Raw genomic sequence first — 13,356 nt, forward strand, 5'->3', positions numbered from 1 at the left:
AGAGTGTGGCGCGCGTGGCACCCCTCGGGTCGTGAACACCGTGCGCACGCGCAGACGTGGCGCCAAGGCTCGCCCGCTGTCCAGCTCTCACAGAGCCAGGCGCGGCGAGTGTCATTTCGTGCCAGTCGTCGGCGTGGATGGCTGTGGGATATATGTTCATCATCACATCGAACCGACGAAGACCCACACGAAGAGGTGCGGAGTGATTTATCTCGATTCTGCGGCCACGTCTTTTCCCAAGGAGCATCATGTAGTGGACGCCATGAAATCCTATGCTGAACGTGGAACAAGCCCAGGCAGGTCGGGGCACCGGCTATCCGCTTGGGCTGAGGGCCAAGTCTGGGCAGCTCGTGAGTCGCTAGCAGATCTGGTCAAATGCATCGATCCGGAGCGGGTGACCTTCTCGCTGAATGCAACGATGTCTCTCAATGCGGTTGTGCACCACCTGGGCTCGATCGGGGGCCGCGTCCTGACGTCCGCTTTCGAACACAATTCAGTGGTTCGGCCACTTCATGCAGCGGCGCAGGAGGGTTCGGTCAGGCATGAGATCATTCCGCCCTCGACCAGCGGACCGTTCGATCTCGATCGACTGCAGGAGCAACTGCTTGCCGGCGGAGTCGCCGGGGTCATTGTCACCTGGGCCTCCAACGTCTCCGGTTCAGTGCTTCCGATCCGTGAAATCTCTGAAATCTGCAGAGAGGCCGGTGTTTTCATCGCCGTGGATGGGGCGCAGGCGCTTGGGTACCTTGATGTCGACGCGGGTCTTGCGGACGTGCTGGTGTTCGCTGGGCACAAGGGTTTGGGGGGACCTTTGGGTGTTGGTGGCGCTGTTGTCGGAGAAGGTGTCCGGTTGTCGCCTTTCGTCACCGGCGGATCGGGTGGACGTTCTGAAAGTCGGGATCATCCCTGCTGGCTGCCCTGGTCGCAAGAGGCGGGAACACAGAATGGGATCGGAATCGCCGGGTTAGGCGCGGCTCTGAGGCTGTTGGACGGGGCCGAGATCGCCAGAAGGCGGCGTCGAGCAACCGATTTGCGAGAACGATTCGTTACTGGTCTCAGTGGTGGTGGCGCGGTCACCCTCATCGAATCGCCCAGCGCCGAAGAACCTGTCGGAGTGGTGTCGTTCCGGATGAACCGTGTGACCCCGAGTGTTGCTGCTTCGCTCCTCGAAGAACGCTTCGACATTCTCGTTCGCGCCGGACTGCATTGCTCTCCTCTGGCCCACGAGACTCTCGGCACAGGCGATGGCGGGACTGTCCGGGTGAGTTTCGGGCCGAGAACTACGACAAATGAGGTCGATCTAGCACTTGCCGCAGTCCAGTCCATCTCATCGAGTTCGAGCGAAAGGAAATGATGAAGAATGTCGGTCACCTGGGACCCCGAATGCGTCTTCTGCAGGTCGAATCCGCGTCGAGTGTGGGAGGAAGACGGACTCGCGGTCTGTTCTGATCCAGCTCCCCTTCGGCAGGGTCACCTCCTCATCTACACAACCGAGCACTATCCATCGGCCGCAGACATGGATGCGCAGGCGGCAGAGCGGCTCGACGCATTGGAGGCCGACCTCGGTAAGCGCATCTGTGCAGAGTTCGGGGACTACGTTCTGTTCGAGCACGGGCGTACCGGTCACTGTCTTCGAAGGCGTCCTGGAGAGCGCCTCTGTCATCACATGCACGTCCACATGATCCCCGGCGCCCTAGACCTGCGGGGCTATGCAGGAATAGCGCAAGAGATCGAGATCTCATCATGGCGAGACGTCCTAGCCCTTGGTAGCGATGTCGATGGCTACGTTGTCATCGGCAATGCGCACGAAAAGGTCGTCGCGCCATTGACGCGCTCTCTTCCTCCGCATCACCTGCGTACGGTGATCGCGCGAGCGAACGCAACTCCAGATCTCGCCGACTGGGAACTCGCTCTCGCGGGAGAAGAGGTGGGCCTGGTCGCCGCTGCATCGCATTCGACTGTCGTCGCGCTCGTTGAGAATTTTCGGTTTGCGAGGGCGACATGAAGCGCCCCGTTGTACTGCATGTCTCGTGGGGAAGGGGGAACGGCCACGTCACGCGCCTGGTAGCCATAGGTCGGGCTTTTCACTCCGCGGGTTGGGACTGTGTTCTACTCGGTCGGCAGAATGCGGTGCACGATCGATTGGTCTCGAAGGCGGGAATCTTCACGACAGCCTATTACCGCGAAGGTGTCGCAGACATCGACCCATGGGCAGAATGGGGAGATCCTGGCGTGTTCGATAAAGCAGTCGTTGCTGACGTCGCTGTGCTCCAGCGGTTCAGGCCGGACCGGGTGATCAACGATAACCGATTGTCGATGATCGTAGCTTGCGCTTCGCTCTCCATCCCGATCGTCACGCTATGCCAAGACAATCAGCTCGTCGGCTACCGCTATCAGGGCGAGGGAGTGTCCGAGATCTGGACCGGACCGCTCATGGCGGTCAACGAGGCTCTTGGGCGGCGAGGGCTTCCCCTGGTCGATCGAGATGTTCGAGAACTGTTCGAACGCGGGCTGATCGCAATACCGAGTGCGCCGAGTCTTGACGTAATGGAGAGCCGCGTCGGTATGAGAGAAGTGGTTTTCACTGGCGTTCTCGGACCGGTCAAAGCGGGTCTGCATGGATCCGGGTTGCTGTTCTATCGGACGGTAGGAGGAATCGACTCGGAGTTCCTGCACGCTTTCGAGAACTGGGAAGGAGAAATCTATGTGGCGACCGGAGACCAGGCGTCAGCGGATTCGTATCGACATGTCCCGGACGCCATCCACGTCGCGGCTCTCTGGGATCTCGAAGAAGTGTTTCCGGAGCTGGCTGCCGTCGTGCATCACGGAGGACATGGAATCGCGACGACGTGCGTGGCATCAGGGGTGCCAGCCGTCATTCTTCCAGGTCACAATCCGGAGAGGCGTTCGAACGGGTATCGGGTGGAGTTGTCGGGGTGGGGGAAGGTGCTCGGTCCACTTTCAGCGGAGGGTACTCGATGGGGCCCGGCCGTCGATGTGACCGGAGACCGTCCTCCGTGGAGCGATGTCCGTGGTGCAGTCGACGCTCTCCGGGCCCCCGACGTCGACGCGGGCGGGTCCGTCGCGTCAGCATCAGAGCTCGTCCGGCTGCTGACATGACGAGGGAGAAGCTCGTCCGAGACGGTGTACCGGCACTGCTCCGGGGTCTCGGTGTCGACGCGCGCTTCAGATCCGTCGATGCCAGCGAGCGGCGGGCCTGGCTCCTGGCGAAGCTGAAGGAGGAATGCGACGAGGTCCTGGCTGCCCCGTCCGTCGAAGAGCTGGCGGACGTCGCGGAAGTCCTGCATGCGCTCGCGTCGGAGCTCGGAGTGGCCTGGAGCGAGGTCGAAGCGGTGCGCGAGAGGAAAGGAGCGGACCGCGGAGTGTTCGACGCCGGAGTCGTGATGCGACTCTCCGAGTAGCACTCTGCTCGCGCGGCGGCGTCGTACCCTCGACTGCATGGGGTTCGTCTTCTCGCTGGTGATCATCGTCCTGACCGTGCTCGCGCTGGTCGACGTCGTGCGGCAGCCGGACAACGTCATCAAGAACCTGCCCAAGATCGTGTGGATCCTGCTGATCTTCTTCCTCCCGCTCATCGGCGTCTCGCTGTGGTTCCTGCTCGGGCACGACTGGAAGCGTGGCGACGGCGGATCCTTCGTGCCGGGCGGCCGAGTGCCCCGCCGCCGGAAGCAGGCGCCGCCGACGGTAGTGGTGCGGCCCGCTCCGAAGAGCACCGAGGAGCAGCTCGCCGACCTCGAGCGCGAGGAGGCGCACTACGCGCGGCTCGCGGAGGAGCAGCGTCGCCGCCGCGAGGGGGAGCGGCCGCTCGACGCGTGAGCGGCCGCTCCGGAGGCCGCTACTTCGAGAAGTTCGACGCCGCCCACTGGATCGAGGCGATCTTCGCCTGGCCCGCGACGCTCGGGTGGAAGTAGTCGGTGGTCCCGATCAGGCCCTTGGTGACGGGGGTCGCGGTGAGCGCTCCGCCGTCCCAGTCGCAGAGCTGACCGGCGGCGCTGCACGCCGTCTGCAGCGCGGTGTTGTACTGCGTCGTCCGCGTCTTCGCGGCAGCGGCGGAGGCGGCCGCGGCGGTGCTGCTGAGCCTGCGGCCGGTGGAGCTGACGCCGCGCGTGGTCCGGCAGAGGTCGCCGCCCGCCCAGACGAGCGCGCCGACTCCGGTCTTCACGACCGACCACTCGGAGGCCACGTTCGGCATCGACGAGAGGACGATGCGGGCGGAGGGCCACGTGGTGCGGATCTTCGTGATCGCGGCGGAGGCTCCGGTGCGGAACGTGCTCGCCGGGGTCATCGTGTAGCCGTCGGAGGCGACGCGGTTGTCGGGCGAGCAGAGGTCGTTGCCGCCGATGAGCAGGGTGACGACGTCCGGCCGCACGCCGGCGGCGACCGCGGCGTCGATCCGCGAGGGGACCTGCGCGACGACGTCGCCGGTGGTGGCGAAGTTCGCAGTCGTGACGGTGGTGCCGGGGAGCGCGGTCCGCAAGCGGGAGGCGAAGGAGTTCACGGAGGAGCTGGTGCCGGTGGACCAGTTGTTGCGGGGGCAGTCCGCGAAGGAGCCGCAGGTCCCGTAGGCCTGGGTGATGGAGTCGCCGAGGCTCAGCACCGAGAGGGGGGCGGGAGTGGCGGCGGCGGCGGCCTGCGCCGGGAGCAGCGCGGCGGCGAGGGCGAGAGCGGCTCCGACGGCGAGGGCGCGGACGCGGCGGCTCGGGGTCGGCGGGCGGGAGGAGGAGAGGCTCATGGGGGACCGTTCTCGAGGGGGAGGACGGTGGGGGAGCCGTCGGTGCTGACGCTAGGGGAGCGGCGCCCCGGATGACCCCGAACGGGTGACCCCAGAACGGGCCGGATGTGCGCGACGGCAGCGGATCCGGTCGTCCGGCGGGCGGAACCGTCTGGAAGGCGAGCGTCCTCTCAGCCGCCTGCCACCGGCACGATCCGCAGCCGGCTCATCGCCCAGACCAGCGCCCCCGACGCGAGGAACGCGACCGCGATCCCGACGACGAACACCGACACCTGCCCGTACCCGGTCGCGGGATCCAGGAACGGATAGGGCACCCAGCCGTCCGTCGCTCCGCGGATCAGCACCACGACGAGCCAGACGATCGGGTAGACCACGACCAGCCAGAGCCTCCGCCACGGCAGCGGAGGGCGATCCGCGAGCAGCAGCCAGTCGAGCAGTCCGTAGACGGGGAACAGCACGTGCATGACGGTGTTGGCCCACGGCAGCGCCACTCCGCCCGCCACATCGGTGAGGAGGGTGTTGTAGACGAGGCCGACGACGATGATGTACCCGGTGAAGGCACCCCGCACCAGTACGAGCCCGTCGGGCGCGGGGCGGCGGCGGAGCGCGAGCACGGCGGTGGCTCCGAGCACGACGGCCAGCACGATGTTGCTCTGGATGGTGAAGAAGCCGAAGAAGTTGAACGGGTTCAGCGGCGTCCGAGAGGCGGTGTCGACGGCCGTCGCGATCACGGCCACCAGAACGGCGGCGGCCACGAGGAGGCGGAGGAGCGCGACCGGCACGCGGGCCGACTCCGCCCGGGAGGAGGGAGCGGGCGGCGTCATCGCTCGAGCGTAGCGCCGGAGCGCCTACCCTGTCCCCGTGCTCACGATCGGTGTCGACCTCGCTGCGGAGCCGGTGCGCACCGCTCTCGCCGCCCTCGAGTTCTCCGGCGGTCGGGCCGTCGTCCGCTCGCTCGCCCTCGGCGCCGAGGACGCGATGATCGTCGAGGCGTCACGGGACGCGGCGGTCATCGGGATCGACTGCGCGTTCGGCTGGCCGGTGGAGTTCGCGGCGTTCGTCTCCGCGCACACGCGGCGGGAGGTCTCGCCGCGGACGCTCGCGGGACGCGACTGGCGCCGCCGCCTCGCGTACCGCGAGACGGACCGGGTGGCGCGCGAGGTCACGGGTCGGTGGCCGCTCAGCGTCTCGACCGACCGGCTCGGGATGACCGCGATGCGCTGCGCGGAGCTGCTCGACGCCTTCGCCGCGAGCGGAGAGGACGTCGACCGCTCCGGGCGCGGACGGCTCGTCGAGGCGTACCCGGCGGCGGCGCTGCGGCTCTGGGGAGTGGACACCACGGGGTACAAGACGCGACCGGAGGCCGTGGCGCTCGCCGCGGAGTCGCTGCGACGGGCCGCACCCTGGCTCGATGTGCCGGCGCCCGCGCTCGCGCTGATGAGCCGCTCCGACGACGCGTTCGACGCCGTCGTCGCCGCTCTCAACGCCCGCGCCCACGCCCTGGGCGCGACCATGCCCGTGCCTCCCGAACTCCAGGAGGCGGCGGAGGCCGAGGGGTGGATCGCGGTCCCGACCGGATCGTTCGCGGAGCTCGCGGGCTGATCCGGCCGTCTCGACGGGTGTGCGCTCAGGCCGGGATCTTCGCCCCCAGCAGGCCGGCGGCGACCTCGGCGGCCCGCTCGGCCTCCTCGACGGTCGAGAAGGGTCCGGTGGGGACGAGGGAGGGCGCGGTGGTCAGTCGGGCGTCGATCTCGAGTCGGAACCGGGGCAGCTCCGCCCCGGGAACGACGACGATCCTGACTCCGTTCCGGCTCCATCGCGCGGGTTGGATAGAAGAAATCTGTGTCATGGTGCTCTCCGCTTTCGCGATCATCCGCACGGGTGGCTGACGCCTCGACCGTGCACGCTTCACGCTACGTCCGGTGCCCGTCTCTCCGAACGGGCTTGACCTCTCAGGCTCGTCGGGCGTAGCGGGTCACTGCAGTCGGTCGAGGGTGTCGCTGATCCGCCGCAGGCACTCGATGAGGACCGACACCTGCGCGGCGTCCAGGTCGGCGAGCACCTCGCCCTCAGCGGCGACGAGATTCCGCATAGCCTCGTCGACCCGCTTCATGCCCCGCGGGGTGAGCGAGACGATCTTGCTGCGCGAGTCGGCGGCGTTCTGCTCGCGGACCACGAGCCCGCGAGCCGCGAGGCGGTCGACGCGGCTGGCGAGGTTGCCGCTGGACAGCGCGAGGTGCGTGGCCAGGGCCGAGGGCGTCATCCCGCCCTCCCCGCGCTGCCGCAGCAGCGAGAGGAGCTCGAACTCCCACGGGGCGAGATCGCTGACGGCGAAGGACTGCCGCCGCACCTCCTGCACGCGCGGGCTGAGCCGGCGGAGGCGGGAGACGACGTCCAGAGGCGCGAAATCGAGGTCGGGCAAGGCCCCGGCCCACGCGTCGATCACCAGATCGACATCGTCGTCTTCGCGCATGCCCCGATTATCCCCGGACGGCGCGGGCGCCGACGACGGGTGGTCCGGGGAGGCCGGCGGGCCTAGCCTGTGCGGACGACGGGCGGACCGGTCAGGCGCGGGCGGCCCGGACGTAGGCGACGATCGCGTTGGCGTGGCCGTGGCCCAGGCCGTGCTCGGTCTTCAGCCAGGTGACGACCTGCATGTGCGGCTCGGAGCGCAGACGCTCGTCGGCGAGGTCGAGCCAGTCCTGGACGGGACGGCCGTAGGTCTTCTCGATGCTCGGGAAGTACGAGGCCGGTCCCTTCGGCTTCGCACCGTCGGCGGGCGGTTCGGGAGCGAGCACGCGGTCGGTCATGCGGTCACGATAGCGAGCCGCGGTCAGGTCGTGTAGGCCGAGGGGTCGAACCGGCCGAGCTCCTCGCGGAAGGCGAAGGCGAAGTCGGGCCAGAGCAGGGTGAGTCGCCGGTTGTCGTCCAGGTACCAGCTCTCGCAGCCCCCGTTGGTCCAGACGGTGTCGGCGCTGAGGGCGTCGAGCCGTGCGACGGAGGCGGCCTCGGCCTCGGCGGTGACCTCGAGCCGGTCGGCGCCGGAGACCGCGAGGTGGTCGAGCGCGGCGAGCACGTAGGCGATCTGCGTCTCGATCATGTGCACCGCGGAGTTGTGGCCGAGGCTCGCGTTGGGGCCGTTGACGACGAAGAGGCTCGGGAAGCCGTGGACCGCGGTCGACTCGTACGCGACCATGCCGTCGGCCCAGCGGTCGGCGAGGAGGACGCCGCCGCGGCCGCGGATGCGCCGGGCGAAGGGCGGCCGCGTGGAGTGGAAGCCGGTCGCGAAGACGAGCACGTCGACCCCGTGCGGGACGCCGTCGTCGCCGAGCGCGGCCCCCTCCTCGAGGCGCCGGAGCGGACCGGGGACGACGCGGACGTGCGGCTGCGCGAGAGCGGGGTAGTAGTCGTCCGAGAGGAGCACGCGCTTGCAGCCGATCTCGTAGTCCGGAGTCAGCACGGCGCGGAGCGCGGGATCGATGATCTGCGCCTCGAGGTGGCCGAGCGCCTCCGCCCGCAGCCGATCGATGGCCTCGGGCACGGCGACGCGGCCGGCGAAGCCGAGCTCGGCGCGCCAGAACAGCTCCTCGCGGAGCCTCGCCAGGGCCCCGGGCGCGCGGGAGAGGGTTCGGCGCTCCTCCGGCGGGTACGGGCGGTTCCGGCGGGGGACGACGTACGGGGCTGAGCGCTGGAAGAGCACCACCTCGGCGGCGCGCTCGGCGAGGTGCGGCACGATCTGCACGGCGGAGGCTCCCGAGCCGACGATGCCGACGCGCTTCCCGTCGAGGTCGACGTCGTCCCTCCAGCGGGCGGAGTGGAAGGCGGGACCCGCGAACGAATCCAGGCCCGGGACGGCCGGGAGGCGGGGCTCGGAGAGGCGCCCCGCGCAGACGAGGAGGACCGCGGCGGAGTAGTCGCCCCGGGAGGTGCGCACCCGCCAGCGGTGCGCCTCCTCGTCGAAGACCGCCTCGAGCACCTCGGTCCCCAGTCGGAGCCGCGGCGTCAGGCCCTCCTTCTCGACGACGCGCTCGAGGTAGGACTGGATCTCGGCCCCGGGGGCGTAGAACGCCGACCAGTCGGCCTCGGGGGCGAAGGAGTAGGAGTAGAGGTGCGAGGGGATGTCGCAGGAGACCCCGGGGTAGACGTTGTCCCGCCAGGTCCCGCCGATCCGCTCGGCGCGCTCCAGCACGACGAACGAGGTCCCGCCGCGGCGCTCCAGGCGGACCGCGGCTCCGAGGCCGGCGAACCCGGCGCCGATCACGACGACGTCGACGTCCATCAGACCGTCGTCCTCGCCAGGACGCTGCCCGCCGGGTCGCGGTGCGGATCGGCGAGGAAGTGCTCGAGGACGGCGAGGAGCTCGGCGGGCCGCTCGGCGAGCACCGCGTGACCGGAGTCGAGGACGGCGTAGCGGGCGTCGTCGATCGCGCCGAGCAGGGACTCGGCGCCCTCGACGCCGGCGACGGCATCGGCGGAGCAGCCGACCACGAGGGCGGGAACCCGGCAGTCCGAGGCGGCCGCAGCGACGTCGGCCTGGGCGGAGGCGGCGAGCATCCTGGCGGCGTCGGCGCCCCACGGGGAGGAGGTGGTGGCCGAGCGGACGGCGAGGAGCCGAGCGGCCTCCTCCTGCGCGTCGGGCGGCAGCATCGGCCAGAGGCGCGCCGTGCGGAGGAGGCGCTCCGTCGGGCGCAGCCATCCGGCCACGAGGGCGAGGGCGCGCACCCGCCGATCGCCCGCGGCGAGGGCCACGGCGGCTCCGAGCGAGTGGCCGATCAGGACGGCCTCCTCGGCGCCGAGCGCGTCCAGGGAGGCGCGGACCGCGGCGGGTCCGTCGAGCCAGGGGTCGCGGAGATCGGCGAGCTCGAGCGCGGCGACGCGGTGGCGCCGCGCCAGCATCGGCAGCAGCAGCCCGGTGTCGCTCCGCGCGCCCCGGCCGACCCCGGTCAGCAGCAGGACCGCGCGCGGGCTCTCGGCGCCCGCGGTCAGCAGCCGCACGGTGGCGCTGTCCGACTCGATCCGCTCCTCCCGGACCAGCTCGGCCTGGCGCCGCAGGTACTCGGAGCGGGTCATGACGCCCGGCGGGTCCCGCGGACCGGGAGGCGCATCCGCTGCGGACCCGCCGCTGCGACGGGCTCCGCCCGCAGCGCCCTCTCCGGCGCGACCACGCCGTACGTCGTGGTGCGCTGGCGCCAGCCGCGGCCGATCTCGCCGCTCAGCCGGGCGACGGTCGCGATGTCGAGCGAGCGGTAGGCCTCCGCTCCGGCCTCGGGCCGCAGGGCGCCGTCGAGCAGCAGACCGCCGAGGTCGTCCGCCCCGCCGCGGAGGAGGACCTGCGCCGCGTGCAGTCCGAGCTTGGTCCAGGCGGTCTGCACGTGGGCGATCCGGCCGTGGAGGACGAGCCGTGCGACGGCGTGCACGGCGCGGGTCTCGCGGAGGGTCGGCCCGCCCCGGCTCGCGCGCACCACGGCGGGAGGCGCCTCCGCCGGGACGAAGGGCATCGCGATGAACTCGGTGAAGCCGCCCGTCTCGTCCTGGATCGCCGCGAGCGTGCGCAAGTGCGCGAGCTGCTGCTCGGGGGTCTCGACGTGTCCGTAGACCATGGTCGAGGTGGAGCGGAGGCCGCTGCGGTGCGCGGCCGTGATCGCCTCCCGCCACTCGGCCACGGTCGGGTCCGTCCCCTCGCTCAGGACGGCGCGGACGTCGTCGTCGAGGATGCGGGCGGCGGTCCCCGGGACGGAGTCCACGCCGGCCTCTCGCAGAGCGTCGAGCATCGCGGGCAGGGTTCGGCCCGTGCGCCGTGCGACCTCGAGGATCTCGCCGGGCCGGTAGGCGTGCAGGTGCAGCGAGGGCTGCCGCTGCTTCAGCGTGCGGACGATCAGCAGCAGATCGTCGCCCGGGTGCTCCGGTCCGATCGCGCCCTGGAGGCAGAGCTCGGTGGCGCCGAGCGCGACCGCCTCGTCGGCGAGCTCCTCCAGCCGCTCGACGGTCAGCCCGCCGACTCCCCAGAGGGAGGTGTCGATGTTGCGGTTGACGACGACCGAGACCTCGTCGCCGGCGGCGTCGTGCCGCAGGTCGTCCGCCAGAGCGGAGAGGGCGTCGAGGTCGTCGCCGTCGGCTGCGAGCAGGGCGAGGTAGTCGGCGTCCTCGAGACCGGCGGGGTCTGTCTCCGCCCGGGCGAGCACGGCGCCGAGGGCAGGTGCCACCGGCCGGGGCAGGGCGTCGAGCGAGTCGCGGTAGGGCCGGGGGAGGACCGCCGCCGCCTCGTCGGCGAGCCAGGTCCCGCGGTCGGCGAGTGCCTCGACGTAGGGAGCGACGCGCGGATCGATCCAGGTGGCCGAGTCGCGGAGGTACTGCGGGTGGGCGGTCAGCCGCTCGTGCAGCCGGTAGCCGGCCGCCGCGGTGAGCCGCGCGAGGTCGTCGATGTTCGGCCAGGGGCGCTCCGGATTCACGTGATCCGACGTGAGCGGGCTGACACCGCCCCAGTCGTCGACCCCGGCGCGCAGCAGCAGCCCGAGCTCCTGCTCGTCGGTGAGGTTCGGCGGCGCCTGGATCGTCGCGTCGGCGCCCAGCACGAGGCGCGCGACCGCGACGTTGGCCACGTACTCCTGCAGCTCGAGGTCGACCTCGTTCTGCATGGCCGTCCGCGGCTTCGCGCGGAAGTTCTGGACGATGCACTCCTGCACGTGGCCCCACCGCTCGTGGGACTCGCGGATCGCGAAGAGGGCGTCCGCCCGCTCCGCCGCGTTCTCGCCGATGCCCAGCAGCACGCCGGTGGTGAAGGGGATGCGGCTGCGGCCCGCGTCCTCGAGCACGCGCAGGCGCAACGCCGGGTCCTTGTCCGGGGAGCCGTAGTGCACACCGCCCTTCTCGGACCAGAGGCGCTCGGCGGTCGTCTCGAGCATCATGCCCATCGAGGGCGCGACCGGGCGGAGCCGCTGCAGCTCGGCCCACGACATCACGCCGGGGTTCAGGTGCGTGACCATGCCCGTCTCGCTCATCACCAGGACGGCCATCGCGCGCACGTACTCGAGCGTCGAGGCGTAGCCGTGCTCGGCGAGCCAGGCGCGGGCGATCGGCCACCGGTCCTCCGGGCGGTCGCCGAGCGTGAACAGGGCCTCCTTGCAGCCGAGCGCGGCACCGGCGCGGGCGACCTCGAGGATCTCCTCCGGCTCCATGAAGGTCGACTCGCGCTTGGCCGCGAGCCCGCCCGGTGTCTCCACGAAGACGCAGTAGTGGCACCGGTCGCGGCAGAGCTTGGTCAGCGGGACGAAGACCTTCCGCGAGTAGGTGACGACGCCGGGCCGTCCGCGGCGGGCGAGTCCGTCGTCGCGCAGGCGGCCGGCGGCCTCCAGCAGCAGGTCGAGGTCGTCGCCGCGCGCGCCGAGGAGCTCCTCGGCGGTCTCGCGCGTCAGCGCCTCGCCGCGGTCGAGCCGGGCGAGCAGGGTGGCCGTGGTCATGCGGGAGCGGCCCTTCCGAAGGGGGTCGTGGCGGAGGCGGGAGGTCAGAGCGCGCGCAGCCGCGGCGCGAGGTCGCGCTCGAAGGCGTCGAAGAAGCGCTGCTGGTCGTCGCCCGGGGCGTGGAAGACCAGGTGGGTGAAGCCCGCGTCGACGTAGGGCTTGATCTGCGCGACCGTCTCCTCGGGGTCGGAGCCGACGATCCAGCGCTTCGCGACCTGCTCGATCGGCAGCTCGTCGGCGGCGCGCTCCATGTCGACCGGATCGGTCAGCGAGTGCTTCTGCTCCGGCGACAGCGAGAGCGGCGCCCAGAAGCGCGTGTTCTCGAGCGCGAGCGCCGGATCGGGATCGTAGGAGAGCTTGATCTCGATCATGCGGTCGATGGTCGAGGAGTCGCGATCGGCCGCCGCAGCGCCCGCCTCGACGGCGGGGAGCAGCTTCTCGGTGTAGAGCTCCATGCCCTTGCCCGACGTGCAGATGAAGCCGTCGCCCGCCCGGCCGGCGTACTTGGCGACGACGGGGCCGCCCGCCGCGATGTAGACCGGCACGCCGCTCTCGGGCTTGTCGTAGATCGACGCCTCGTGCGTGGAGTAGTACTCACCGTCGAAGGTGACGCGGTCGCCCGCCCACAGCGCGCGCATCAGCCGCACGGCCTCGCGCATGCGGGCGAAGCGCTCCTTGAAGTCGGGCCAGGTCTGCTCGCCCGCGCCCTGATAGCCGGTGGCGACCTCGTTCAGCGCCTCGCCGGTGCCGACGCCGAGCATGATCCGCTCGGGGTAGAGCACGCCGAGCGTGCCGAACGCCTGGGCGATGACGGCGGGGTTGTAGCGGTAGTGCGGGGTCATCACGGAGGTGCCGAGGGTGATGGTGGAGGTGCGCTCACCGGCCGCGGCGAGCCAGGCGAGGGAGAACGGCGCGTGCCCGCCCGTGTGCCGCCACGGCTGGAAGTGGTCCGAGACGACCGCGGTCTCGAAGCCGTGCCGCTCGGCGCCGACCGCGAGCTCGACGAGCTCCCGGGCGCCGAACTGCTCCGCCGATGCCTTGTACCCGAGCGTGATCGTCATCTGCAGCCTTCGTGAGAGGTGGGACGGCCCCCGGAGCGGGAGCGGCCCCTCCATTCTGCGCCCGCCGCGGCGTCCGGCGGGACGG

At 70.7% G+C, this 13,356-nt stretch carries 15 protein-coding genes; 6 read left to right on the forward strand and 9 right to left on the reverse strand.

Translation table 11 applies throughout. The annotated features are described in order from the left end of the window. Positions 1-202: 202 nt before the first annotated feature. The 5 genes from C5C71_RS05085 (at position 203) to C5C71_RS05105 (ending at position 3,837) form a co-directional block, all read left to right on the forward strand. On the forward strand, positions 203-1,354 hold the full coding sequence (locus tag C5C71_RS05085) for an aminotransferase class V-fold PLP-dependent enzyme (protein ID WP_181065646.1): 1,152 nt from the start codon (positions 203-205) through the stop codon (positions 1,352-1,354). A gap of 6 nt (positions 1,355-1,360) precedes the next feature. Continuing rightward, a complete protein-coding gene (locus tag C5C71_RS17240) occupies positions 1,361-2,005 on the forward strand; it encodes a hypothetical protein (protein WP_146084424.1) in 645 nt (214 codons plus the stop codon). 125 nt (positions 2,006-2,130) lie between these two features. Continuing rightward, positions 2,131-3,120 carry a glycosyltransferase gene (locus C5C71_RS17245; RefSeq protein WP_146076538.1) on the forward strand — a complete coding sequence of 330 codons (990 nt, stop codon included), beginning with the start codon at positions 2,131-2,133 and terminating at the stop codon, positions 3,118-3,120. After that, positions 3,117-3,422 (forward strand): nucleoside triphosphate pyrophosphohydrolase, encoded by a 306-nt coding sequence (locus tag C5C71_RS17505; RefSeq protein WP_104266874.1) that lies wholly within the window; start codon positions 3,117-3,119, stop codon positions 3,420-3,422. The genes C5C71_RS17245 and C5C71_RS17505 overlap by 4 nt, the downstream gene beginning before the upstream one ends. A 37-nt stretch (positions 3,423-3,459) precedes the next feature. Then, positions 3,460-3,837: a PLD nuclease N-terminal domain-containing protein gene (locus tag C5C71_RS05105; RefSeq protein ID WP_104255426.1), complete on the forward strand. Its 378-nt coding sequence runs from the start codon at positions 3,460-3,462 to the stop codon at positions 3,835-3,837. A 19-nt stretch (positions 3,838-3,856) separates the two neighbouring features. Here the strand turns inward: C5C71_RS05105 and C5C71_RS05110 are convergent, their stop codons facing one another. Both C5C71_RS05110 and C5C71_RS05115 read right to left on the reverse strand, forming a co-directional pair. Next, the gene (locus C5C71_RS05110) at positions 3,857-4,753 is read right to left on the reverse strand and encodes a GDSL-type esterase/lipase family protein (protein WP_104266873.1); all 897 of its coding nucleotides are present in this window, start codon (positions 4,751-4,753) and stop codon (positions 3,857-3,859) included. 170 nt (positions 4,754-4,923) lie between these two features. Next, positions 4,924-5,577 (reverse strand): Pr6Pr family membrane protein, encoded by a 654-nt coding sequence (locus tag C5C71_RS05115; RefSeq protein WP_104266872.1) that lies wholly within the window; start codon positions 5,575-5,577, stop codon positions 4,924-4,926. A gap of 37 nt (positions 5,578-5,614) precedes the next feature. On the opposite strand from C5C71_RS05115, the gene C5C71_RS05120 reads away from it, so the two are divergent. Beyond that, positions 5,615-6,355 (forward strand): DUF429 domain-containing protein, encoded by a 741-nt coding sequence (locus C5C71_RS05120; RefSeq protein ID WP_104337252.1) that lies wholly within the window; start codon positions 5,615-5,617, stop codon positions 6,353-6,355. A 25-nt stretch (positions 6,356-6,380) separates the two neighbouring features. On the opposite strand, the gene C5C71_RS05125 is transcribed toward C5C71_RS05120, so the two are convergent. The 7 genes from C5C71_RS05125 to fgd form a co-directional block, all read right to left on the reverse strand. Further along, positions 6,381-6,602 (reverse strand): hypothetical protein, encoded by a 222-nt coding sequence (locus C5C71_RS05125; RefSeq protein WP_146076606.1) that lies wholly within the window; start codon positions 6,600-6,602, stop codon positions 6,381-6,383. Positions 6,603-6,728: 126 nt separating this feature from the next. Next, positions 6,729-7,226: a MarR family winged helix-turn-helix transcriptional regulator gene (locus C5C71_RS05130; protein ID WP_104266870.1), complete on the reverse strand. Its 498-nt coding sequence runs from the start codon at positions 7,224-7,226 to the stop codon at positions 6,729-6,731. Positions 7,227-7,317: 91 nt separating this feature from the next. Then, a complete protein-coding gene (locus tag C5C71_RS05135) occupies positions 7,318-7,563 on the reverse strand; it encodes a DUF4287 domain-containing protein (RefSeq protein WP_104225060.1) in 246 nt (81 codons plus the stop codon). Between the two features lie 23 nt (positions 7,564-7,586). Next, a complete protein-coding gene (locus C5C71_RS05140; protein WP_104266869.1) occupies positions 7,587-9,032 on the reverse strand; it encodes an NAD(P)/FAD-dependent oxidoreductase in 1,446 nt (481 codons plus the stop codon). Beyond that, entirely contained in the window at positions 9,032-9,823 is a 792-nt protein-coding gene (locus C5C71_RS05145) for an alpha/beta fold hydrolase (protein ID WP_104337253.1), read from the reverse strand. Before C5C71_RS05145 ends, C5C71_RS05140 begins: the two co-directional genes overlap by 1 nt. Beyond that, on the reverse strand, positions 9,820-12,210 hold the full coding sequence (gene cofG, locus C5C71_RS05150) for a 7,8-didemethyl-8-hydroxy-5-deazariboflavin synthase CofG (protein ID WP_104337254.1): 2,391 nt from the start codon (positions 12,208-12,210) through the stop codon (positions 9,820-9,822). Before cofG ends, C5C71_RS05145 begins: the two co-directional genes overlap by 4 nt. Before the next feature lie 44 nt (positions 12,211-12,254). Further along, positions 12,255-13,271, reverse strand: a complete 1,017-nt coding sequence (fgd, locus tag C5C71_RS05155; RefSeq protein ID WP_181065647.1) for a glucose-6-phosphate dehydrogenase (coenzyme-F420) — start codon at positions 13,269-13,271, stop codon at positions 12,255-12,257. Positions 13,272-13,356 lie beyond the last annotated feature (85 nt).

It is taken from the genome of Rathayibacter sp. AY1C1 (genome assembly GCF_002932105.1).
Taxonomy (GTDB): Bacteria; Actinomycetota; Actinomycetes; order Actinomycetales; family Microbacteriaceae; genus Rathayibacter.